Origin of the sequence: Streptomyces sp. NPDC097619, from assembly GCF_040302735.1 — a bacterium.
Taxonomy (GTDB): domain Bacteria; phylum Actinomycetota; class Actinomycetes; order Streptomycetales; family Streptomycetaceae; genus Streptomyces.
Window position 1 is genome coordinate 14,743 of the sequence record NZ_JBEOSD010000023.1, and the last position, 21,499, is coordinate 36,241.

The 21,499-nt window shown below is 73.0% G+C and carries 20 protein-coding genes and 1 pseudogene; 10 read left to right on the forward strand and 11 right to left on the reverse strand.

All coding sequences use genetic code 11. The features are described from left to right. Positions 1 to 4 precede the first annotated feature (4 nt). A complete protein-coding gene (locus tag ABTZ17_RS09225) occupies positions 5 to 469 on the reverse strand; it encodes a thiol-disulfide oxidoreductase DCC family protein (RefSeq protein WP_352194910.1) in 465 nt (154 codons plus the stop codon). 3 nt (positions 470 to 472) lie between these two features. Beyond that, the gene (locus ABTZ17_RS09230) at positions 473 to 877 is read right to left on the reverse strand and encodes a hypothetical protein (protein ID WP_352194911.1); all 405 of its coding nucleotides are present in this window, start codon (positions 875 to 877) and stop codon (positions 473 to 475) included. 170 nt (positions 878 to 1,047) lie between these two features. On the opposite strand from ABTZ17_RS09230, the gene ABTZ17_RS09235 reads away from it, so the two are divergent. Continuing rightward, positions 1,048 to 1,743, forward strand: coding sequence for an alpha/beta hydrolase (locus ABTZ17_RS09235; RefSeq protein WP_352194912.1), 696 nt, complete (start codon positions 1,048 to 1,050; stop codon positions 1,741 to 1,743). Between the two features lie 67 nt (positions 1,744 to 1,810). Here the strand turns inward: ABTZ17_RS09235 and ABTZ17_RS09240 are convergent, their stop codons facing one another. From ABTZ17_RS09240 to sdhC, 5 genes are all read right to left on the reverse strand, one after another. Beyond that, positions 1,811 to 2,587 carry an alpha/beta fold hydrolase gene (locus ABTZ17_RS09240; RefSeq protein WP_352194913.1) on the reverse strand — a complete coding sequence of 259 codons (777 nt, stop codon included), beginning with the start codon at positions 2,585 to 2,587 and terminating at the stop codon, positions 1,811 to 1,813. A 145-nt stretch (positions 2,588 to 2,732) separates the two neighbouring features. After that, positions 2,733 to 3,491: a succinate dehydrogenase iron-sulfur subunit gene (locus ABTZ17_RS09245; RefSeq protein WP_352194914.1), complete on the reverse strand. Its 759-nt coding sequence runs from the start codon at positions 3,489 to 3,491 to the stop codon at positions 2,733 to 2,735. Further along, a complete protein-coding gene (sdhA, locus tag ABTZ17_RS09250) occupies positions 3,491 to 5,245 on the reverse strand; it encodes a succinate dehydrogenase flavoprotein subunit (protein ID WP_352194915.1) in 1,755 nt (584 codons plus the stop codon). The genes ABTZ17_RS09245 and sdhA overlap by 1 nt, the downstream gene beginning before the upstream one ends. Before the next feature lie 23 nt (positions 5,246 to 5,268). Then, positions 5,269 to 5,745 (reverse strand): succinate dehydrogenase hydrophobic membrane anchor subunit, encoded by a 477-nt coding sequence (locus ABTZ17_RS09255; protein WP_352194916.1) that lies wholly within the window; start codon positions 5,743 to 5,745, stop codon positions 5,269 to 5,271. A 5-nt stretch (positions 5,746 to 5,750) separates the two neighbouring features. Then, on the reverse strand, positions 5,751 to 6,131 hold the full coding sequence (sdhC, locus tag ABTZ17_RS09260) for a succinate dehydrogenase, cytochrome b556 subunit (RefSeq protein ID WP_352194917.1): 381 nt from the start codon (positions 6,129 to 6,131) through the stop codon (positions 5,751 to 5,753). Between the two features lie 646 nt (positions 6,132 to 6,777). Between sdhC and ABTZ17_RS09265 the strand changes: the two genes are divergently transcribed. Beyond that, positions 6,778 to 7,497, forward strand: coding sequence for an RNA polymerase sigma factor (locus ABTZ17_RS09265; RefSeq protein ID WP_352194960.1), 720 nt, complete (start codon positions 6,778 to 6,780; stop codon positions 7,495 to 7,497). Then, positions 7,497 to 8,552: a hypothetical protein gene (locus ABTZ17_RS09270; protein ID WP_352194918.1), complete on the forward strand. Its 1,056-nt coding sequence runs from the start codon at positions 7,497 to 7,499 to the stop codon at positions 8,550 to 8,552. The genes ABTZ17_RS09265 and ABTZ17_RS09270 overlap by 1 nt, the downstream gene beginning before the upstream one ends. A 213-nt stretch (positions 8,553 to 8,765) precedes the next feature. Here the strand turns inward: ABTZ17_RS09270 and ABTZ17_RS09275 are convergent, their stop codons facing one another. Continuing rightward, positions 8,766 to 9,626: a L,D-transpeptidase family protein gene (locus ABTZ17_RS09275; RefSeq protein ID WP_352194919.1), complete on the reverse strand. Its 861-nt coding sequence runs from the start codon at positions 9,624 to 9,626 to the stop codon at positions 8,766 to 8,768. A gap of 160 nt (positions 9,627 to 9,786) precedes the next feature. On the opposite strand from ABTZ17_RS09275, the gene leuE reads away from it, so the two are divergent. Next, complete coding sequence (gene leuE / locus ABTZ17_RS09280; RefSeq protein ID WP_352194920.1) at positions 9,787 to 10,437, forward strand: leucine efflux protein LeuE; 651 nt, start codon at positions 9,787 to 9,789, stop codon at positions 10,435 to 10,437. Positions 10,438 to 10,503: 66 nt separating this feature from the next. Here leuE and ABTZ17_RS09285 read toward each other — a convergent pair whose 3' ends face one another. The 3 genes from ABTZ17_RS09285 to ABTZ17_RS09295 are packed head-to-tail and all read right to left on the reverse strand — an operon-like array spanning position 10,504 to position 14,137. Continuing rightward, positions 10,504 to 11,778, reverse strand: a complete 1,275-nt coding sequence (locus ABTZ17_RS09285) for an acyltransferase family protein (protein WP_352194921.1) — start codon at positions 11,776 to 11,778, stop codon at positions 10,504 to 10,506. Next, a complete protein-coding gene (locus ABTZ17_RS09290) occupies positions 11,775 to 13,163 on the reverse strand; it encodes a polysialyltransferase family glycosyltransferase (RefSeq protein WP_352194922.1) in 1,389 nt (462 codons plus the stop codon). The genes ABTZ17_RS09285 and ABTZ17_RS09290 overlap by 4 nt, the downstream gene beginning before the upstream one ends. Then, positions 13,160 to 14,137: a glycosyltransferase family 2 protein gene (locus tag ABTZ17_RS09295; protein ID WP_352194923.1), complete on the reverse strand. Its 978-nt coding sequence runs from the start codon at positions 14,135 to 14,137 to the stop codon at positions 13,160 to 13,162. Before ABTZ17_RS09295 ends, ABTZ17_RS09290 begins: the two co-directional genes overlap by 4 nt. Before the next feature lie 166 nt (positions 14,138 to 14,303). On the opposite strand from ABTZ17_RS09295, the gene ABTZ17_RS09300 reads away from it, so the two are divergent. From ABTZ17_RS09300 to ABTZ17_RS09325, 6 genes and pseudogenes are all read left to right on the forward strand, one after another. Further along, positions 14,304 to 15,665 (forward strand): DUF6716 putative glycosyltransferase, encoded by a 1,362-nt coding sequence (locus ABTZ17_RS09300; protein WP_502994628.1) that lies wholly within the window; start codon positions 14,304 to 14,306, stop codon positions 15,663 to 15,665. Next, positions 15,662 to 16,429: pseudogene (locus ABTZ17_RS09305) on the forward strand (acylneuraminate cytidylyltransferase family protein); the annotation flags it as partial. The gene ABTZ17_RS09300 and the pseudogene ABTZ17_RS09305, both read left to right, overlap by 4 nt. Before the next feature lie 146 nt (positions 16,430 to 16,575). Next, positions 16,576 to 17,490, forward strand: a complete 915-nt coding sequence (locus ABTZ17_RS09310) for an N-acetylneuraminate synthase family protein (protein WP_352194925.1) — start codon at positions 16,576 to 16,578, stop codon at positions 17,488 to 17,490. Between the two features lie 95 nt (positions 17,491 to 17,585). Next, positions 17,586 to 18,743 carry a hypothetical protein gene (locus ABTZ17_RS09315; RefSeq protein ID WP_352194926.1) on the forward strand — a complete coding sequence of 386 codons (1,158 nt, stop codon included), beginning with the start codon at positions 17,586 to 17,588 and terminating at the stop codon, positions 18,741 to 18,743. Positions 18,744 to 18,880: 137 nt separating this feature from the next. Continuing rightward, a complete protein-coding gene (locus ABTZ17_RS09320; RefSeq protein ID WP_352194961.1) occupies positions 18,881 to 20,137 on the forward strand; it encodes a M20 family metallopeptidase in 1,257 nt (418 codons plus the stop codon). 286 nt (positions 20,138 to 20,423) lie between these two features. Beyond that, positions 20,424 to 21,485, forward strand: coding sequence for a BMP family lipoprotein (locus tag ABTZ17_RS09325; RefSeq protein WP_352194927.1), 1,062 nt, complete (start codon positions 20,424 to 20,426; stop codon positions 21,483 to 21,485). Positions 21,486 to 21,499 lie beyond the last annotated feature (14 nt).

The window sequence follows — 21,499 nt, forward strand, 5'->3', positions numbered from 1 at the left end:
GACCCTATCCGGGCGGAACGGGCGCGGCGCACGCCCCGTCCGCGCAGCCGGTCCCGGCCGCCGGGGCGGGGACCGTACCGGCCGCTACCCCGGCCGCCGGGGCGGGCTCGTCCGACCGGCTCAGCTCCCGCCACTTGGCGGCCGCCAGCATCGTGGCGCGGGCGAAGGGCGCCCCGGCCGGCGTGGCCAGCCAGTGGGCCTTCGGCCGGTGCTCGGCCAGGGCCCACAGGGCCACGATGAAGGCGTCGGTACCGCGGTAGACCTGCCCGCCGTCCCCGATGACGGTGATCTCCCGCAGGGTGTCGGCGTGATCGAGGGCCGGGAACCGGCGTCGGGCCTCCTCGGAGCCGGCCGGCACCAGGGAGAGCGGCACGAGCCACTTCTGGCCGAGCAGCCAGTGCCGGAGGTGCACGCAGAGCGGGCACCCGGCGTCGTACAGGACGGTGAGCCGTCGGACCGGGGCGGCCACCGGTCAGGCCCCGGCCGGGGTGGTCCAGCCCTGGGGCGCCACCGGCGGGGTGTGCTCCCGCTCCATGATCCCGCGGCGCCGGATCTTGTTGAGGACGTAGACGTTGGCCAGGTGCATGAAGCCGAGGACCAGCAGCACCACGCCGATCTTCACCGACAGGGCCTCGAAGAGGCCCCGGGCGTCCTCCACGGCCTGGGCGGCCCGCAGGTACAGGGTCACGAAACCGAGGTTGACCAGGTAGAAGCCGACCACCAGCAGGTGGTTCACGGCGTCGGCGAGCTTCTCGTTCCCCTGGAGCACGTCGGCGATGAAGATCCGACCGTTGCGGCTGAGCGTGCGGGCCACCCAGACGGTGAGTCCCACGCTGATGAGCAGGTAGATGACGTACGCGACCACGGTGAGGTCCATGCCCCCCGCCTCCTTGAACGTGTTCAAAAGGCTGACGCACCCACTGTAGGGCTTCTTTTGAACACGTTCAAGCGGTGTGGCGCGAGGGCCCGGGGGAGCGCTCCGTCGCTACGCTCCGTGCGCAGAGCGGCCGTACGCGCACGGTCGGTGACCGGAGGAGAGTGGCAGGCATGGCGGACAAGCCCACGGTGGTGCTGGTGCACGGCTTCTGGGGAGGCGCGGCCCACTGGGCCAAGGTGATCGTGGAACTGCGGGGGCGCGGCTTCGACTCGCTGCTCGCGGTGGAGAACCCGCTGACCTCACTGGCCGACGACGCCGAACGGACCCGCAAGATGGTGCGCCAGGTGCCCGGCCCCGTCCTGCTGGTCGGCCACTCCTACGGCGGCGCGGTCATCACGGAGGCGGGGGACCTGCCCAACGTCGTCGGACTCGTCTACGTGGCCGCCTTCGCCCCGGACGCCGGCGAGAGCCCCGGCGGGCTCACCCAGGAGCACCCGCCCGCCGCCGCCGAGAACCTCGCCCCGGACTCCGACGGCTACCTCTGGCTGCGCCAGGACAAGTTCCACGAGAGCTTCTGCCAGGACCTGACCGCCGACGAGGCGCTGGTCATGGCGGTCACCCAGAAGGCCCCGCTCGCCTCCACCTTCGGGGACGCGATCACGGCGCCCGCCTGGCGGACCAAGCCCTCCTGGTACCAGCTCTCCCGCCAGGACCACATGATCCACCCGGAGAACCAGCGGCGGATGGCCGAGCGCCTCTCCCCGCGCGAGCTGGTCGAACTGGACTCCGGGCACGCCTCCCTGGCCTCGCAGCCCGGTGCGGTCTGCGACCTGATCGAGACGGCCGCGACGGAGGTCTCCGGCTGAATCCCGGTGATCCGGTGAACCAGTGGGTCCGGGCCGCGGGGAGCCTCCCCGCGGCCCGGACCCGCGCTCAGTCCTGCCGCTCCCGCAGGAAGTCCAGCAGCAGCGCGGTGGTCTCGGCGGGGCGCTCCAAGGAGGGCAGGTGCCCGGCCCAGGGCAGCTCCACGTGCCGGGCCGCGGGCAGCAGGGCGGGCAGCCCGGCCGCGATCTCCCGGAAGTCCGGCAGGTCGTGGGCCCCGCCCACGGCCAGCACCGGGGCGGTCACGGCCCCGAGGTCGATCGCGGGCTCGGGCCGCTCGTGCCCGTCGTTCCCGGACTCCTCGGCGGCCCGCCAGCCCTCGAAGTTGCCCCGCTGCATCGCGGCGACCAGCCGGTGCGTCTCCGGGTCGGCCTCCGGCCCCAGCCAGGTCCGGGCGTTCAGCTCCGCCGCCCCGTCCAGGTCGCCCGCCTCCAGGAACGCGTCCTCGGCCGCGCCGAAGGCCCGTACCTCAGGGCCCGGCTCGTGCCCCGGACGGCCCGCGCAGAGCAGCGCGAGGGCGGAGACCCGCTCCGGGTGCGCGGCGGCCAGCCCGAGGGCCACCCGGCCCCCGTACGAGGCCCCCACGAGGGCCGCGCGGGCGATGCCGAGGGAGTCCAGCAGGGCCAGGACGTCGTCCGCGTCCGAGTAGGGCGCCGTGGCCGCCGGGCTCTGCCCGCAGGTGCGGAAGTCGGCGCGCACCACCCGGTACCCGGCCTCGGCCAGCGGCCCCCACTGCGGGTCCCACATCCGCCGGTCGCAGACGGAGGAGTGCAGCAGGACCAGCGGGGCGCCGTCGGCGGGACCGGTCACGTCATGAGAAAGGATCATCGGCTCATCGTGGCAGGGCCGCCCCGCGCCGACCAGGCATTTCCGTCCCGTGCGACGGCCCCCGCCCCGGCCCCGGGAACGCCGCGGGCCCCGCACCGCCCGGAGGACCGGGAGGGGCGGGGCCCGCGTACGACCGTTCGGACCGTCAGAAGCGGCGCGTGATCAGGGCACGCTTGACTTCCTGGATCGCCTTGGTGACCTCGATGCCACGGGGGCACGCGTCGGTGCAGTTGAACGTGGTGCGGCAGCGCCACACGCCGTCCTTGTCGTTCAGGATCTCCAGCCGCTGCTCACCTGCCTCGTCGCGCGAGTCGAAGATGAAGCGGTGCGCGTTGACGATCGCCGCCGGGCCGAAGTACTGGCCGTCGTTCCAGAACACCGGGCACGAGGAGGTGCAGGCGGCGCACAGGATGCACTTGGTGGTGTCGTCGAAGCGCTCGCGGTCCTCGGCGGACTGCAGGCGCTCGCGGGTCGGCTCGTTGCCCTTGGTGACCAGGAACGGCATGACGTCCCGGTACGCCTGGAAGAAGGGCTCCATGTCGACCACGAGGTCCTTCATCACGGTGAGGCCCTTGATGGCCTCGACGGTGATGGGCTTCTCCGGGTTGATGTCCTTGATCAGCGTCTTGCAGGCGAGCCTGTTCTTGCCGTTGATCCGCATCGCGTCGGAGCCGCAGATGCCGTGCGCGCAGGAGCGGCGGAAGGTGAGCGTGCCGTCCAGGTCCCACTTGATCTTGTGGAGACCGTCGAGCACGCGCTCCTTCGGGTCGATCTCGATCTGGAAGTCCTGCCACTCCGACTGGTCGGAGACCTCGGGGTTGAAGCGGCGGATCCGGAAGGTGACGGTGATGTTCGCCGAGGCGGCGGCCTCGGCCTCCACCTTGTCGAGGGTCGGGGTGGCCATCAGTACTTACGCTCCATCGGCTGGTAGCGGGTGGTGACGACGGGCTTGTAGTCCAGGCGGACCGAGTCCGAGCCGTCCTCGCCGACCTCGCGGTACGCCATGGTGTGGCGCATGAAGTTGACGTCGTCGCGGTTGGGGTAGTCCTCGCGGTAGTGGCCGCCGCGGGACTCCTTGCGGGCCAGCGCGGAGACGGCCATGACCTCGGCCAGGTCGAGCAGGTTGCCCAGCTCGATGGCCTCCAGCAGGTCGGTGTTGAACCGCTTGCCCTTGTCCTGGACGGAGACGTTCTTGTACCGCGCGCGCAGCTCGGCGATCTTCTCGACCGCGGTCTTGATCGTCTGCTCGGTGCGGAACACCATCACGTTGGCGTCCATCGTCTCCTGGAGCTCCAGACGCAGGTCGGCGACCCGCTCGTGGCCCGTGGAGTTGCGCAGCCGCTCGACCTGCTCGACGACGAGGGAGGCCGGGTCCTCCGGCAGCTCGACGAAGTCGTTCTCGGCCGCGTACTTGGCGGCGGCGATGCCGGAGCGCTTGCCGAAGACGTTGATGTCCAGCAGCGAGTTGGTGCCCAGGCGGTTGGCGCCGTGCACGGACACGCAGGCCACCTCGCCGGCCGCGTACAGACCGGGGACGACGGTGGTGTTGTCCGCCAGGACCTCACCCTCGACGTTGGTGGGGATGCCGCCCATGGCGTAGTGCGCGGTGGGCTGGATCGGAATCGGGTCCGTGTAGGGCTCGATGCCGAGGTAGGTGCGCGCGAACTCCGTGATGTCCGGGAGCTTGGCGTCCAGCTGCTCCGGCGGGAGGTGCGTCAGGTCCAGGTACACGTGGTCACCGGCGGGACCGCAGCCGCGGCCCTCCCGGATCTCCGTGTAGATGGAGCGGGAGACGACGTCACGGGACGCGAGGTCCTTCATGACCGGCGCGTACTTCTCCATGAAGCGCTCGCCGTCCTTGTTGCGGAGGATGCCGCCCTCACCGCGGGCGCCCTCCGTCAGCAGGATGCCCATCCGCCAGATGCCCGTCGGGTGGAACTGGAAGAACTCCATGTCCTCCAGGGGCAGGCCGCGGCGGTAGCAGGCCGCCTGGCCGTCACCGGTCAGGGTGTGCGCGTTGGAGGTCACCTTGAAGAACTTGCCGGTGCCGCCGGAGGCGTAGATGACCGACTTCGCCTGGAAGACGTGGATCTCGCCGGTGGCCAGCTCGTAGGCCACGACGCCCGCGGAGTGCTTGACCCCGTCGACCTCGGTGATGAGCTGGTCGAGCACGTAGAACTCGTTGAAGAACTCCACGCCCTCCTTGACGCAGTTCTGGTACAGCGTCTGGAGGATCATGTGGCCGGTGCGGTCCGCGGCGTAGCAGGACCGGCGGACCGGGGCCTCGCCGTGGGCGCGCGAGTGGCCGCCGAAGCGGCGCTGGTCGATGGTGCCGTCCGGGGTGCGGTTGAACGGCAGGCCCATCTTCTCCAGGTCGAGGACGGCGTCGATGGCCTCCTTCGCCAGGATCTCCGCGGCGTCCTGGTCGACCAGGTAGTCACCGCCCTTGACGGTGTCGAAGGTGTGCCACTCCCAGTTGTCCTCCTCCACGTTCGCCAGCGCGGCGGCCATGCCGCCCTGCGCGGCGCCCGTGTGGGAGCGGGTGGGGTACAGCTTCGTCAGCACGGCGGTGCGGCTGCGCTTCGTCGACTCGATGGCGGCGCGCATGCCCGCGCCACCGGCGCCGACGATGACGGTGTCGTACTTGTGGATCTTCATCGTGGTTTGCCTCAGCCCCGTGCCTAGCGGATGTTCGGGTCGAAGGTGAAGATCACCAGCGTGCCCAGAAGGATGGTGAACACCGTGGCGGTGTAGAGCAGGCCCTTCAGCCACAGCCGCGTGTTGGCACGCTCCGCGTAGTCGTTGATGACCGTGCGCAGGCCGTTGCAGCCGTGCAGCATCGCGAGCCACAGCATGATCAGGTCCCAGGCCATCCAGAACGGGGAGGCCCAGCGGCCCGCCACGAAGGCGAAGCCGACCTTGGAGACGCCGCCGTCGAGGACCAGCTGGATGACCAGGTGGCCGATCACGAGGACGGTGAGCACGATGCCCGAGAGGCGCATGAACAGCCACGCGACCATCTCGAAGTTGCCGCGCGTGGCGCGCGGGGTCTTGCCGGTGCGCTTGCGCGGCGCCTCGATGTACGGGGCGGGGTTGTCGACGTCGTAGAGGCTCACGCCCTGGACGTCGCCGATCGCGGAAGAGGTGTCAGAAGACATGCGCGTCACTTCCCGAACAGCTGTTCAACAGCGTGACCGAGGACGGGGTACATGGCCCCGGCCATCAGCACGACCCAGATGCCCACGACGGTCCAGAGCATCTGCTTCTGGTAGCGCGGGCCCTTGGACCAGAAGTCCACGGCGATGACTCGGAGACCGTTCAGCGCGTGGAAGAGCACGGAGGCGACGAGGCCGTACTCCATCAGCGCGACGATCGGGTTCTTGTAGGTAGCGACGACCTCGTCGTACGCCTCTGGTGAGACGCGGACGAGAGCGGTGTCGAGGACGTGTACGAACAGGAAGAAGAAGATGACCACGCCGGTGACTCGATGAGCCACCCAGGACCACATTCCTTCCCGGCCGCGGTACAACGTTCCAGCCGGCACGGAAAACCCTCCGGAAGCGAGGCGAGGGTCCGCCGGCTTCGTTGTCGGTCGGGCCCGGCCGGGTACGGTCCACCGGCCCCGGACATCGTAGCGACGAGTTGTCGGTTCCTTCGCGCGGGGGGCTCCGGTGTGATCAAACAGGCACGGACGGGCTATCCCACAAGGCCGAACAGCCTCAATCCGGGCATACTCCCCGGGTCTTGCCCGGATTGGGCCGCACGGGCCACCATGCGGGCCCGGGAAGGGCGCGGACGCGGTGACCGGAGGATGACCGGAACGGGGCGGCGGCGGGCCGTCGGGGGGACCGTGGCGGCGCGGGGGCCGTTCTCGGCCGTCGGGCCGATAAACCCGTTTCACCCGTAAGAGAGGGAGGGGGAGGGCAAGATGCGGAGGACCGCGCGGGGCCCGGCCGGATCCGGACCGACAGCCGAGACCGCCACCCCCCACAGGAGAGGCCCCGGCCGCCGTCCGTTACGGGCTCGTGCGACAAGCCCGCATCCCTCTCAGCGTCACGGGTGCGTTTTCTGTCACACCTCGCTTCGCGCATGGATGGTTGCTGGTTGTACAACTCGTGGACGAGGGCGCGGGAAGGCCGTAACGTGCTGATTTGCGCAGGACGTACAGGACAGTGAACGGGTTGGGGACTTTGCTGGGGGACGACGCGGAGCTGACCGCCGCGGTGCTCGCGGCACAGCGCGGCGACGAGGACGCCTTCCGTACGGTGTACCGCGCGGTGCACCCTCGGCTGCTCGGATACGTCCGCACCCTCGTCGGCGAGGCCGACGCGGAGGACGTCACTTCCGAGGCCTGGCTCCAGATCGCCCGCGACCTCTCCTCCTTCACCGGCGACGCCGACCGCTTCCGCGGCTGGGCCGCCCGCGTCGGCCGCAACCGCGCCCTCGACCACGTCCGCATGCGCGGTCGCCGCCCCGCCGTCGGCGGCGACGAGACCGAGCTGACCGGCCGCCCCGCCGACTGCGACACCGCGGGCGAGGCCATGGAGTCCCTCGCCACCGGCCGCACCATGGCCCTCATCGCCCAGCTTCCCCAGGACCAGGCCGAGGCCGTCGTCCTGCGGGTGGTCGTCGGCCTCGACGCCAAGAGCGCCGCCGAGACCCTCGGCAAGCGCCCCGGCGCCGTCCGCACCGCCGCCCACCGCGGCCTCAAGCGCCTGGCCGAACTGCTCGGCACCGAGTTCGGGGATAATGCCCAGGATCCCGTCGCACCCGGTGGACCCGGCGGTACGGGAGCCCAGGGCGAGGCCCGCGACCTGGACGCCGTACCGGCGCCCCGCGCGCACCTCGACGGCTCCGTGGCACGGACCGGTGTGACGCAATCGCGTTGGCGGACGCAGAAGGACATGTGATGGCCGACGATCGCTACGCGTGGCTCGACGGGGCCACGGCGGACAGGCTGCTGCGCGGCGAACCCGCCGGACCCGTGGGCGACCGTCGGGCGGACCCCGCCGAAGCCGCCCGGATCCGGGCCGAGGCCGACCGGCTCGCCCGCACCCTCGACTCCCTGGTCCCCCCGCCCCTCGCCCCCGGCTCCGCCGAACTCCCCGGCGAGGCCGCCGCCCTGGCCGCCTTCCGGGCCGCCCGCCCCGCGGCCGCCGGCCCCGAGGAACTGACCGCCGGACCGGCCGGCCCCGGCGTCACCGACGAGGCCCCGCTCACGGTGCGGCTCGGCGCGCCCGTCCCCACGGCCGTCCGGACCCGCCCCCGGCGCGGTCCGCTCCGGCTCGGCCTCGCCGCCTCCGTGGCCCTCATCGCCGTGGGTGGCGTCGCCGCCGCCACCGGCAGCGGACTGATGCGCGCCCCCAGCGTCGCCGGCCCCGCCCCCGTGCTCACCGTCACCTCCGGACCCGAGACCGCCGGCGCGGCCGGCACGGGCACCGGCACTCCGGAGCCCGGCGTGCCCGCCGACCGCCTCCGCGTCACCGACGGCCCCGTGCCCGGCGTCTCGCCCGGCCCCGAGGGCACCACCCCCGGCGACGGCGGCACCGGGAGCCCCGACCCCGAGGGCACCGCCCGGCACAAGGACGGCGGCGCACCCGACCCCGGCGAGGACTCCGCCGAGGGCGGCGGCACCGACCGCTCCGCCCTCACCGGCCTCTGCCGCGACCTGCTCGCCGGAAAGCTCGAAGGCGACCGCAGGCGCCTGCTGGAGCGGGCCGCCCGCGGCGACCGCCTGCACCGCTACTGCGAACGGCTCCTGGGCACCGGCCCCGCCACCGCGGGTACCGCCGGCGCGGGCGACGGTGACGACAAGGACGACGACAAGGACGACGGCGGCAAGGGCTCCGGCGGTGACTCCGGCGGCGACCGCGGCGGCAGCCGCCCGTCGGCACCGGCCACCCCCGGCGCCGGCGGCGGCAAGGGCCCCCTGCCCACCCTCGGATTCGGCCACCCGCGGTCCTGAGGACCGGTCCGCACATCCTCCTGTAACACTTTTCGAGGCTGCGGCGCAGTACTCAATGAGCCGACTGGTCATCGGCCGCGCACGAGCCGGGGTTCCCCCCGTACCTCTGGGCTCTGCGCACCCGGCGCGGGCGGGGCACGTTCCCCCGGCCCTGCCCGCGCCCCTTTTCCTCCCGGAGTCCCCGCCGCCCCGCGGCGGCCCGCGGACCGGGGATCACCAGTAGACGACCACCTTGTCGCCCACCTTCACCTGGTCGAAGAGCGTCGCCAGCTTGGCCTTGTCCCGGACGTTCACGCAGCCGTGCGAGCCGCCGGAGTACCCGCGGGCCGCGAAGTCCGAGGAGTAGTGCACGGCCTGGCCGCGGCTGAAGAACATCGAGTACGGCATCGACGTGTGGTAGAGCGTCGAGGTCCACTTCCGGGCCTTCCACTCCACCGCGAACTCGCCCTCACGGGTCGGGGTGTTCTCCGAGCCGAAGCGCACGTCCATCGCGGAGACGACCTTGCCGTCGATCATCCAGGCCAGGGTGCGGCTCTCCTTGCTGATGCACAGCACCCGGCCCGTCAGGCAGCGCGGGTCCGGGGCGGCGAGTTCGTTCGTGGTGGGCGGCCGCAGCTCGTTCTCCGTCGGCTCCCGGGTGGCGGCCAGCAGCTTCTGCCAGGTGGCCGCGTCCACGACGCCCGTGGCGGGCAGGCCCTGCGCACCCTGGAAGCCCTTCACCGCGGCGGCCGTGAGGGAACCGTAGAAGGCGGTGGGGCTCCGCTTGAAGTGCCCGGCCTCCTTGAGGCGGGCCTGCAGCTCGCGGACCAGCTCGTTCTCCGTACCGTCCGTGAGCGGCGCCCCGCCCTCCGGACCCGCACCGCCTCCCGCGGAGTCCGTCGGACCACTGGCGGAGGGGGCGGCGGACGGAGCCTTGGAAGGGTCCCCGCCGCCCGGCTTGGCGTCGGCCGGAGAGGCCGTGCCCTTGGACAGAGCAGCGCCCGGATCGGCGGCGCCGGTGGCGGTGCAACCCGCCGCCAGGGCGATCGCGGCGACCGCCGCGCAGGTGTGGATCATGACTGGAATGCGACGCATGGCTCGTCCCCCGGATTGTGCGTGTGTACCCAAGGGATGCTGCCCCGCCGCGCACGGTTGCGAGCGGACCGTGATGTTGCCGAGCCGTGATGAGCCCGTTTCCCGGAGCGCACGGAAAAACGGGCGAAGGGTGTCGTACCCCTGTGCGAGACTCCTCGACATGCTGGGTGTGACCGATCTGCCGACCTACCTCGCGGCGCTGGTGCTGATCATTCTGCTGCCGGGCCCGAACTCCCTCTACGTGCTGTCCGTGGCCTCCCGCCGCGGGGTCCGCGAGGGCTACCGCGCCGCCTGCGGGGTGTTCACCGGGGACACCGTCCTCATGGTGCTCGCCGCCGTCGGTGCCGGCGCGCTCGTCCAGGCCAGCCCGCTGCTCTTCGGCATCGTCAAGGTGCTGGGCGCCGGCTACCTGGCCTGGATCGCCGTGGGCATGATGCGCGCCGCGTGGGGGCTGTGGCGGTCGCGCCGCGCCACCCGCGAGGACCAGGAGGCGGAGGCCGGCGGCGGGGCCGGCACCGAGCGGCCGTACCGGCGGGCGCTGGTGGTCAGCCTGCTCAACCCCAAGGCGATCCTGTTCCTGCTCTCCTTCTTCGTGCAGTTCGTGGACCCGGAGTACGCGTACCCGGCGCTGTCCTTCCTGCTGCTCGGCGGGCTCGCGCAGCTGGCGAGCTTCCTCTACCTGAGCACCCTCATCTTCAGCGGGGCCCGGCTTTCGGAGGCCTTCCGGCGCCGCAAGCGGCTCTCCGCCGGGGTCACCTCGGCCGCCGGCGTGCTCTTCCTGGGCTTCGCCGCGAAGCTCGCCCTGAGCTGAGCTGAGCTGAGCTGAGCCGAGCCTGAGCCGAGGCGAGCTCGACTCAGGCTCAGGACGAGCCGGGGCTCAGGTCAGGGCCTTGCGCAGCCTCGGGGTCAACGGGCGCTCCACCAGCCGGCAGATCAGCCATGCCAGCCCCAACATCAGGGCGACCGTACCCACCAGGGTGACGGGCGCCGACCACCCCAGCCGCCGGTGCAGCACCTCGATGGCCACCCAGCCCAGGTGCTCGTGCACCAGGTAGAAGGGGTAGGTGAGGGCGCCGGCGACGGTCAGCCACCGCCAGTCCGCCCGGTTCAGCCACCCCAGCGCGATCACGGCCACGGCCACGAACCCCGCCGTCACCACGGCCACGATCACCCCGGTGCTGCGGTACGAGAAGAAGCGCGGGTCCGGCGCGTGCCACAACCCGGCCACCGCGTAGTGCTGCCCGAGCAGCCAGCCCGTCAGCGCCACCCCCCAGGCCAGGGCGTCCCGCCGGTCCCGGTGCACCAGGTAGAGCCCGATGCCGCCGATGAAGAAGGGCGCGTACTGCGGCATCAGCAGCTCCGTCAGGAAGGCGTGGTCCGCCCGGTCGGCGAGCACCGCCGCCAGGGTCCACACCCCGCAGAAGAGCAGGGTCCGGCGCCGCCCGCCGCCGGGCAGCACCACGCACACCGCGAACAGCGCGTAGAACTTCAGCTCCGCCCACAGCGTCCAGCACACCCCCAGCACCCGCTCGGCCCCCACCGGCTGCTGGAGCATGCTCAGGTTCACCAGGAAGTCCGAGGAGCCGACGGTGTGCCGGCCCACCCAGGGCAGCGTGAACACGGCCGTCACCAGCAGCACCGCCGCCCAGTAGGCCGGGTACAACCGCGCCACCCGGGAGGCCAGGAAGGACCGCAGCGGCCGCTGCCAGGCGCTCATGCAGATGACGAACCCGCTGATCACGAAGAACACCTGCACGCCGAGGCACCCGTACGCCAGCCACGGCGAGGCCTCCGGGAACAGCTCCCGAGGGGACGCCCCCCAGGACCGCTCCACCTCCCCGCCGCGGCCCGCGTAGTGGTACCCGGCCACCATCAGCGCCGCCAGCAGCCGCAGCCCGTCCAGGGCCCGCAACCGGGGCGCCGCCCCGCCGCGCCGGGCCTGCTGCCGGAGGCCGGGCAGCCGCCCCGACCACCCGCTGCTCCGCGGCGCGCCGGGCGCGGCCGGTCCCGCCGGCGGGAACGCGGCCGCCGCGGCCGGGTCGCCCGGGCCGGTCGGCGCGCCGGTCCGTGCCGTGCCCGTCCGTTCCGTGCCCGTCGGTCCCGTGCCGGTCGTACCCGCGCCCGCCGGCCCCGTGTCCGTCCCCGCGGTCATCCGAGCGCGGTCCGGCGCAGGTGCCGCACCCGGCGGACCACCCGGCGCACCGCCGGGCTCCGCGGAATGAAGGCCAACTGCTGAGGCACGGCCCCGGGCAGCCCGAGCGCGGTCAGCCGCCGCTTCTTGAAGTACCGCCAGGTGTGCTGGTCCAGGTGCCGGGCCAGATAGCGCTCGGCCTCCTGCCGGCGCCCCGCCAGGATCTGCGACTGCATGGCGTACCCCACCGCCGTGACCAGACCGGTGAGCTCTTCGAGCACGGCCGGACCCGGCGGACGCCAGTCCCGGACCGCCCGCGGGTCCGTCAGCTCCGGCAGCAGCGCGTCCACCAGCGTCAGCGGGATCCGGTTGCTGTTCTGGTACGGGCTGATCCGGTCCAGCAGCGGACCGGTGCCGGTGCGCGCCACCGGCAGCCGGAACAACGCCGAGGCCGTGAGCAGGCCCGTGGAGAAGCAGCCCGCCACCAGCGCCGGATCCAGCCGCCGGTACAACACCTCCGCCAACACCGGGGTCCCGATCACGGTCAGCCGGGCCCCCAGCCGCTCCGCCTCCTCCTCCACCAGCCGCGACCAGCGCGCCGGGGCACTCGGATGCGGTTTGAAGACGAGGTTCTCGTGCCCGAGGGCGTGCGCCCCGCGGACCATCCGGACGTGCAGCTCCTCCTCTTCCTGCGGGGTGATCAGGCCCAGCGCGGACAGGTACTGGCCGAGCAGCACCGCGGGCCGCTCCGGCGCCGCCCGCACCGCCTCGGTCTCCGCCGCGAACCCCGGGGACTCCCCGGCCTCCGCGGCCAGCTCGTCCAACACCGCCAGGAAGGCGGCGTCCGGCACCAGCTCCGCCGGCACCCCGAACTCGCTCAGCAGCAGCGGCTCCAGGCCCGGCACCAGGTCCAGGTGGAGCAGGCGCCTGATCCGCACCCCGAGCTGCGGGTCCAACTTGTCGCGCGTGGGCCCGTAGCTCATCAGCCCGTCCGCGTACACCTCCACCGGGGCACCCGGGAACAACTGCACCACCGCCTGCGCGGGCGCCACCTGCACCGACTCCACGACCAACTCGACCCGGTCGGAGCCCAGCCCCCACAGCTCCCGCACCTGCCGCTCCCACAGCGGGGCGTCCTCGGCGCGCGGCCGCCACCCCGAGGGGTGGAAGGGGGCGATGAAGGCGTTCCAGTCCCGCACCTCGTCGAAGCGGGCGGCCAACCGCCCGAAACCGGGCTGCTCGGCGGGGCCCGGAGTGGTCTCCGGCACCGAGGCGTTGTTGCTCACCAGCAGGATGCGTCGGTCCGCGGGTCCGAAGAGCCCCGCGTCCAGGGCCGCCGCCAGCGTGGCCGTGCCGTACAGCGTGGAGGCCAGGAACAGCTGCGTGGTGCGACGGGTCCCGCTCATCGGGCCACCGCCGCATCCGCGGTGCGCCGCCGCAGCCGCCGCAGCCGCGCCGCGCGCTCCACGTCCATGGAATCCAGCGCCTTTTCCAGCACGTCCTGCGGCATCGCGTGCAACGCGGCCGAACTCAGCGCCCGTAGTTTTCTCGCCACGGCCGGTTCGAACCTTTCGATGGAGCCGATATGGTGCGCGATGATCGCGCAATAAGTACGGACCGCTTTCGGCATCAGGATTTCCGCGTCGCGGTCCGCGGCGGTTTCCCGGAGCACCTGATCGAAGGCCCGGATGAAGTCGAGCTGGCGCACGTCCCCGATCTGCGTCAGGGAAGTCGCCACGCCCCGCCGGTAGAACAGGCCCGCCTCGCCCACGCAGGCGAAGCTCTCCGCCTCCCGGTGCAGCTTCCAGATCCACGGCCGGTCCTCGGCGGTCCGCAGCCCGTCGGTGAAGTGCAGCAGCCCCCGGTCCAACAGCCGCCGGTGGTACATCCCGGCCCAGGCGAAGGGGTAGTCCACCGAGGTGGACCGGTCCGCGGGCAGGATGGCCCGGCGCGGCTCCAGCACCACCCCCTGCGGGCCGTGCGGCACCCGCCGCACCACCCGCTTGCTGCCCGTGGTCTCCACGTGGTCGGTGCGCACGAAATCGCACCCCAGCTCCTCCGCGGCGGACAGCACCCGCGCCAGGTGGCCCGGGGCCAGCCAGTCGTCCCCGTCCATGAAGGTCAGGTACTCGCCGCGGGCCGCGTCCAGACCGGTGTTCCGGGCGGTGGCGAGGCCGCCGTTGCGCTCGTGCCGCACGAACACCGCGCCCGGCAACGTCCGCTCCGCCTCCTCCAGCAACCGCGGGGTGCCGTCCGTGGAACAGTCGTCCACCAGGACGAACTCGAAGTCCTCACGTGCGTTCGCGCGCAGGCTCCGCAGGGCATCGGGGGCGTATGTCTGCACGTTGAAGAACGGCACGACCACAGAAAGCTTGACCACGCACGAGACATTAGGGCGCGCCCCGCGATGCCCCGTGGCCCGGAAAGGGACAGTCGGTGAACGCAGGGCGACGGGGCCGTTAACCCGGTGCGGTCCCGGGCCAATTCGCGCGGACGCGGCCGGCTGTTAACCCTCCGTTGTGTATTCGTTGGGCCCAACTCCCGGAATGCCGCCTACGTTTCCTGGCGTGCCAGCAAGTACCAGTGGCGTAAGTGCTCCCGGACAGATGCGGGTTGCCGTTCTCGCCGATTCCGATACGCGGTGGAAATGGGGCGCCCTCACCGCCCGGCGCCTCGCCCCCGAACCGCACCTGACCGGCTTCCTGCTCCGGGGCCGGGCCACTCCGACCGCCCGCCAGATCGGCGAGGTCGGCGTCCGCGCCGACCACCTCACCGAGGTGACCTGCGCCGGATTCCTCGACCGACTCCGCGAGGACGGCTACGACCTGGTCGTCCTCGCCCTGGTCGGCGGGGCCGTGCAGGCCGTCCTGCACGGGGCCCGCGCCCTGTGGCCGGCCCCGGCCCGCCGTCCCGTGCTCGTCGCCGGGTACGTGGGAGTGGTCTACGAGAAGCTCGCCGACGGCCTCCTGCTGCGGCACGGCGCGGACCTGGTCCTCGCCAACTCCCGGCACGACGCCGACCGGTTCCGCGCCGTGTACGAAGGGGTCGGCGCCGACGCCGGAGCGGTCACCGAGACCGCCCTGCCCTTCCTCGGCGGCGCGCCCTACCGCGAAGCCGCCGGCAGCCGCGCCCACACCGTGGTCTTCGCCGTCCAGCCCTCCGTGCCCGAGAGCCGCGCCGACCGCGCCTACCTGCTCGGCCGCGCCGCCCGGCACGCCCGCCTCCACCCCGACCGCGAGGTCCTGGTCAAGCTCCGCAGCAAGCCCGGCGAGCACACCACCCACCTCGAAGAGCTGCCCTACCAGCGGCTCGCCGAGCGGCTCCCCGGCGGCCTGCCCGCCAACTGCCGGCTGGTCTACGGGAACATGGGCGAGGTCCTGGACGGCACCGACCTGCTGGTCACCGTCAGCTCCACGGCCGCACTGGAGTCCCTGCACCGCGGGATCCCCACCGCCGTCCTCACCGACCTCGGCGTCCGCGAGACCCTCGGCAACCACCACTTCCTCGGCTCCGGCTGCCTCACCTCCTGGGACCGCCTGGACGAGGGCTTCCGCCCCGAGCCCGACCCCGACTGGCTGGCCCGCCAGGGCGTCGCCGCCGGGGGCCCGTACGAGCGCGCCTTCGAGACCGCCCGCGCCCGGGTGGCCGCCCTCGCCGCCCGCCCCGAACTGCCCGCCATCGCCCCCTACTACACCCTCGCCACCGCCCCCGGCTACCTGCCCGGCATCCTCGCCCGCCACCACCTCGGCCCCGACGGCATCCCGCTCCCCGGGACCCGCCGGCCCGAGGCGGGGGACTCCCCGGTCCGCCGGTACGTCCGCGCGGCGCTGCGGGACGCGGCGCGCGGCGCCTACCGGCACGGCGTACAGCGGGTGGCCCCGGCCATCCGCCGGATGGGAGAACTGTGAACCCCGAGCCCCGCACGCCCGATCGCCCGCCGGTGGTCCTCGCCGTCATCCCCGCCCGGGGCGGCTCCAAGGGCGTCCCCGGCAAGAACCTCGCCGAGGTCGGCGGCCTGCCGCTGGTGGCCCGCGCGGTCCGCGCCTGCCTGGGCGCCGGCCCCGTCACCGACGTAGTGGTCTCCACCGACGACGCGGCCGTGGCCGCCGCCGCCCGTGCCGCCGGCGCCGAGGTCGTGCCCCGGCCCGCGGAGCTCTCCGGGGACACCGCGAGCAGCGAATCCGCCCTCCTGCACGCCATGGACGCCTTCGAGGCCCTGCGCGGCACCCCGGTGGACGTGGTCCTGCTCGTCCAGGCCACCAGCCCCTTCCTGACCGGCACCGACGTGGCGGCCGTCGCCGAGGCCGTGGTCCGCCGCGGCGCCGACTCCGCGATGACGGTGGCCCCCTTCCACGGCTTCCTGTGGCGGGAGAGCCCCGTCCCCGCCGGCCGCAGCGGCTACGGGGTCAACCACGACGAGTCCCACCGGCCCCGCCGCCAGGACCGCCCCCTCGACCTGCTGGAGACCGGCGCCGCCTACGCCATGGACGCCGCCGGCTTCCGGGCCGCCGGCCACCGCTTCTTCGGCCACATCCTGCCCGTCCACACCGACCCGGCCCGCGTGCTGGAGATCGACGACCCCCACGACCTGGCCCGCGCCCGCGCCCTGGCCCCGCTCCTGGACCCGGCCGACCCGGCCCCCGGAGCCCCCGCCGGCGACCCGGAAGGCGTCCCCGCGGCGCCCCTCCCGGCCGCCACCCGCCCCACCCGAGACCCGAAGCCCGACCCCGCCGCCACGGCACCGGACCACACCCCTCGATCCCCGGTCCCGGCGCCCGCGGCACCCCGTACCCCCGAAACCGTAAGGACGTCCCTGTCATGACCGCCACCTCCTCGGCCCGCCTGCGCCAGTTCGGCACCCGCACCGTCGGCCCCGGCCGGCCCGTCTACGTCGTCGGCGAGATCGGCATCAACCACAACGGCGACGTCGGCAACGCCCTCGCGCTCATCGACGCCGCCGCCGAGGCCGGCTGCGACGCCGTGAAGTTCCAGAAGCGCACCCCCGAGATCTGCACCCCGCGCGACCAGTGGGACATCGAGCGGGACACCCCCTGGGGCCGCATGACCTACATCGACTACCGCCACCGCGTCGAGTTCGGCGAGGACGAGTACCGCACCATCGACGAGCACTGCGAGAAGCGGGGCATCGACTGGTTCGCCTCCCCCTGGGACACCGAGGCCGTCGCCTTCCTGGAGAAGTTCGACCTGCCCGCCCACAAGGTGGCCTCCGCCTCCCTCACCGACGACGAGCTGCTGCGCGCCCTGCGCGCCACCGGCCGCGCGGTGATCCTGTCCACCGGCATGTCCACCCCGGCCCAGATCCGGCACGCCGTCGAGGTCCTCGGCAGCGCGAACATCCTGCTCTGCCACGCCACCTCCACCTACCCGGCCAAGGCCGAGGAGCTCAACCTCCGCGTGATCGACACCCTGCGCGAGGAGTACCCGAACGTCCCGATCGGCTACAGCGGCCACGAGACCGGCCTCCAGACCACCCTCGCCGCCGTCGCGCTGGGCGCCACCTTCGTGGAGCGCCACATCACCCTCGACCGCGCCATGTGGGGCTCCGACCAGGCCGCCTCCGTGGAGCCCGGCGGCCTGACCCGCCTGGTCCGCGACATCCGCACCATCGAGACCGCCCTCGGCGACGGGGTCAAGAAGGTCTACGAGTCCGAGCTCGGCCCGATGAAGAAGCTCCGCCGAGTCCAGGGCGACCTCGCCGCCGCCGGAGCCTGAGCCACCGGGCCCGCGGCCGTCCCGACCCCACGGTCCGGGACGGCCGCGGGCCCGCCGCCCGTACGGCACCCACCCAGGAACACGAGGAGATCACCGTGACCTCCCAGGCGACCACCCTGGCCTTCGTCGAGAGCCCGGTCCAGCTGCTCAACGTCCTGGAGTGGGCCCACGCCGAGGCCCTCCGCGGGCCCGCCGACCGGCCCGCCGCGGCCCCGCTGCTCACCGGGGTCCCTGCCCAGCGCGGGGCCCGCCCGCCCGCCCTGCCGGGCCTGCTGATCGTCGTCCTGCCGCCCCTGGACCCCATGTCCCGCGGCCAGCTCCGCCGGATGGCCGCCCTGGCCCGCGACGAGGGCCACGAGGTCCGCTGGCAGGAGGCGCGCGGCAGCGGCACCGCCCCCCTCAAGGCCCTCGCCGCCCTCGCTCGCGAGGTCCGCGACGCCGAGCGGGTCGTGGTGGGGGACCCGTTCTCCCGCTACGTCCAGCTGCTCCTGACCCTGGTCCGCGCCGAGCGGCTGGTGGTCGTGGACGACGGCACGGCCACCATGGAGTTCGTCTCCCAGCTGGCCCGCGGAGAGCGCCTGGTCCGCTGGCACCGCGCGGGCACCCGCGGGCTCTCCCGCCGCGGCCGTGAGCTGGCCTACGCCCCCGTCTCCGCCGCCGCCCGTCGCCGCTTCACGCCCCGCCCCGGCCACCGGGTGGAGGTGTTCAGCTCCATGCCGGTGACCGTGCCCGACGGGGTCCGCCTCACCGTCAACGACTTCGCCTGGACCCGTGCCGCCTTCGGGCCGCCCCGCATCGGCCGCGGCACCGACCTGGTCGGCACCTCCCTGGTCGAGACCGGGGTGGTGGACGCCGACCGGTACCGGGCCGCCGTCCGCGCCCTCACCGCCGAGCACGGGGCGGGCCGCTACTTCGCCCACCGGCGGGAGTCCCAGACCAAGCTGCACGCCCTCGCGGAGGCCACCGGGCTGGAGATCGTCCGCCCCGACCTGCCGCTGGAGCTGGTCGCCCGGCGCGGCCCGGTCGGACGTACGATCGTGAGCTTCCCGTCCACGGTCGTCCACACCCTGCCCTACGCACTGCGGGGGACCGGGGTCACCGTGGCCGTGGTCGACGTGGATCCGCAGTGGCTCACCGGGACCGCCTCCCCGCGGGCCCGGCACTTCCTCGCCGACGTCACCGGCACCGCGCGTGACGTGCGCAGGTTCGCCACCATCGGACCCCCGCCCCCGGCGGCCGCCCCGGCGGGATGAGCGGCGGAGTTTACCCCCGGGGGAGGGGGCCCATGCGTCTGGAAGTCGGTTTTTCTTCCCCTAACGGGCTGAACTTTTTCTGATCTCCAGCCAGTTGGCCCTGTGGTGCGCCTACCCTTCAAAAGGTGAACCAGTTGATGTCCCGCGAGCCCCAGACCCTCCCTCCCGGAGAGCCGGCCGAGCCCTCGTTGCCCGGCAGGCTCCCCGAGCACCTGCGTGCCGAACTCATCGCGTTCCGTCGGGACTTGCACATGCATCCCGAACTGGGCCACCAGGAGTTCCGCACCACGGCCGCGATCAAGGCCAGGCTGGAGAAGGCGGGCCTGCGACCACGCGTCCTGGCCGGCGGCACCGGGCTCATCTGTGACATCGGCACCTGGGACGGCAAACGCCCCATGCTGGCCCTCCGGGCGGACATCGACGCCCTGCCCATCCCGGACGCCAAGGTCGGGGTGCCCTACCGGTCCACCGTGCCCGACCGGGCGCACGCCTGCGGGCACGACGTCCACACCACCACCGTGCTCGGCACCGGCCTGGTCCTGGCCGACCTGCACCGGCAGGGGCTGCTGCCCCGCCCGGTCCGGCTGCTCTTCCAGCCGGCCGAGGAGGTGCTGCCCGGCGGGGCCGCCGAGGCCATCGAGTCCGGGGTGCTGGACGGCGTCGGCCGGATGATCGCCGTGCACTGCGACCCGCGCGTGGACGCCGGGAAGATCGGCCTCCGGCCGGGCCCGATCACCTCCGCCTGCGACCGCCTGGAGGTCACCCTCACCGGGCCCGGCGGACACACCGCCCGCCCGCACCTGACCACCGACCTGGTCACCGCCGCGGCCCGGGTGGCCGTGGACGTGCCCGCCCTGCTCAACCGCCGGGTGGACACCCGCTCCGGGCTCTCGGTGACCTGGGGCCGGATCTCCTCCGGCCACGCCTGCAACGTCATCCCCATGACCGCCGAGCTCTCCGGCACCATCCGGTGCCTGGACATCAACGCCTGGCACGACGCCCCCGACCTGGTGCACGGGGCCATCGACGAGGTCGCCGCCCTGCACGGGGCCAAGACGGAGATCAGCTACATCCGCGGGGTGCCGCCGGTGGTGAACGACCCGGCGATCACCGAGCTGCTCCGGGACGCCATGGCCGCCCGGCGCGGGGCCCGCTCGGTGGAGGACACCGAGCAGAGCCTCGGCGGCGAGGACTTCTCCTGGTACCTGGAGCACGTGCCCGGCGCGATGGCCCGTCTGGGCGTCCGCACCCCGGGTGATCCCGTCAAGCGCGACCTGCACCGCGGGGACTTCGACGTGGACGAGTCCGCCATCACGGTCGGGGTGGAGCTGTTCACCGCCGCGGCCCTGCTCGACGGCCGCCGTCCGGGGGCCGCTCCGGAGCGTCGGCCGTAGCTCCTCGGCGGGCGTGCGACGGGTCCCGCGGCGGGACTTCCGTCACGGAAGACCAAAAATTTTCCGCCGGCTCCCGGACCCCGTCGCGGGTCCGGGACCCCGGCCGTTCACCCCAGGTACAACGGGGTTTCGGGCCAATCGGGTTACCAATCGGTCACTGTCCGGTTCGCGACGATCCGATAACGACTCCTGAACGGGCCTTTAACTGACATCTACGCGCGTTACGATCGCCGCGAAACCAGCGCCGGTCAGTGGCGCTTCGGTCAGGTTTTGAAGGAGCCTCCCCTTGCGCCGGATCACCAGGATCGCCACCGTGGGCGTCGCGTCCGCGGCCCTCGCCCTTTCCGCCACCGCGTGCGGCGGAAAGAAGTCCACGGACTCCGGGTCCTCCTCGGACTCCACGAAGGGCGCCGTCACCGCCGCCATCGCCTACGACATCGGCGGCCGCGGCGACCAGTCCTTCAACGACGCCGCCTTCGCCGGCCTCGAGAAGGCCGAGAAGGACCTCGGCGTCAAGGGCAAGGAAGCCGAGCCCACCGAGGGCGAGGGCGACGCCGACAAGGTGCAGCGCCTCACCGAGCTGGCCCGCTCCGGCGCCAACCCGGTCATCGGCGTCGGCTTCGCCTACGCCCCGGCCATCAAGAAGGTCGCCCCGAAGTTCCCGAAGACCACCTTCGGCATCATCGACGACACCTCGGTGACCGGCGCCAACGTCGCCAACATGGTCTTCAACGAGGAGCAGGGCTCCTACCTGGCCGGCGTCGCCGCCGCCAAGGCGTCCAAGACCGGCAAGGTCGGCTTCATCGGCGGTGTCGAGGTCCCGCTGATCAAGAAGTTCGAGGCCGGTTACGTCCAGGGCGTCAAGGACACCAACCCCAAGGCCGAGGTGCTGACCCAGTACCTGACCCAGCCGCCGAACTTCGACGGCTTCGCCAAGCCCGACCTGGGCAAGGCCGCCGCGCAGGGCCAGCTGGACAAGGGTGCCGACGTCGTCTACGCCGCCGCCGGTCTCGCCGGTTCCGGTGCCATCGAGGCCGCGTCCACCGCGGGCAAGTGGGCCATCGGCGTCGACTCCGACCAGTACAACCAGGCCGGTCTGGCGAAGTACAAGAACCAGATCCTGACCTCGGTCACCAAGGACGTCTCGGACTCCGTCTACAACCTGATCAAGTCGGTCAAGGACGGCAAGCCGCAGTCCGGCGAGATCCGCTACGGCCTGGACAAGGACGGCGTCGGCCTGGCCGACTCCAACCCGGAGTACAAGAAGATGACCGAGCTCATCGCCGCGGTCGACAAGGCGAAGGCCGAGATCATCGCCGGCAAGATCAAGGTCAAGACCGCCCCGTAAGGCGGTCCGTCCGA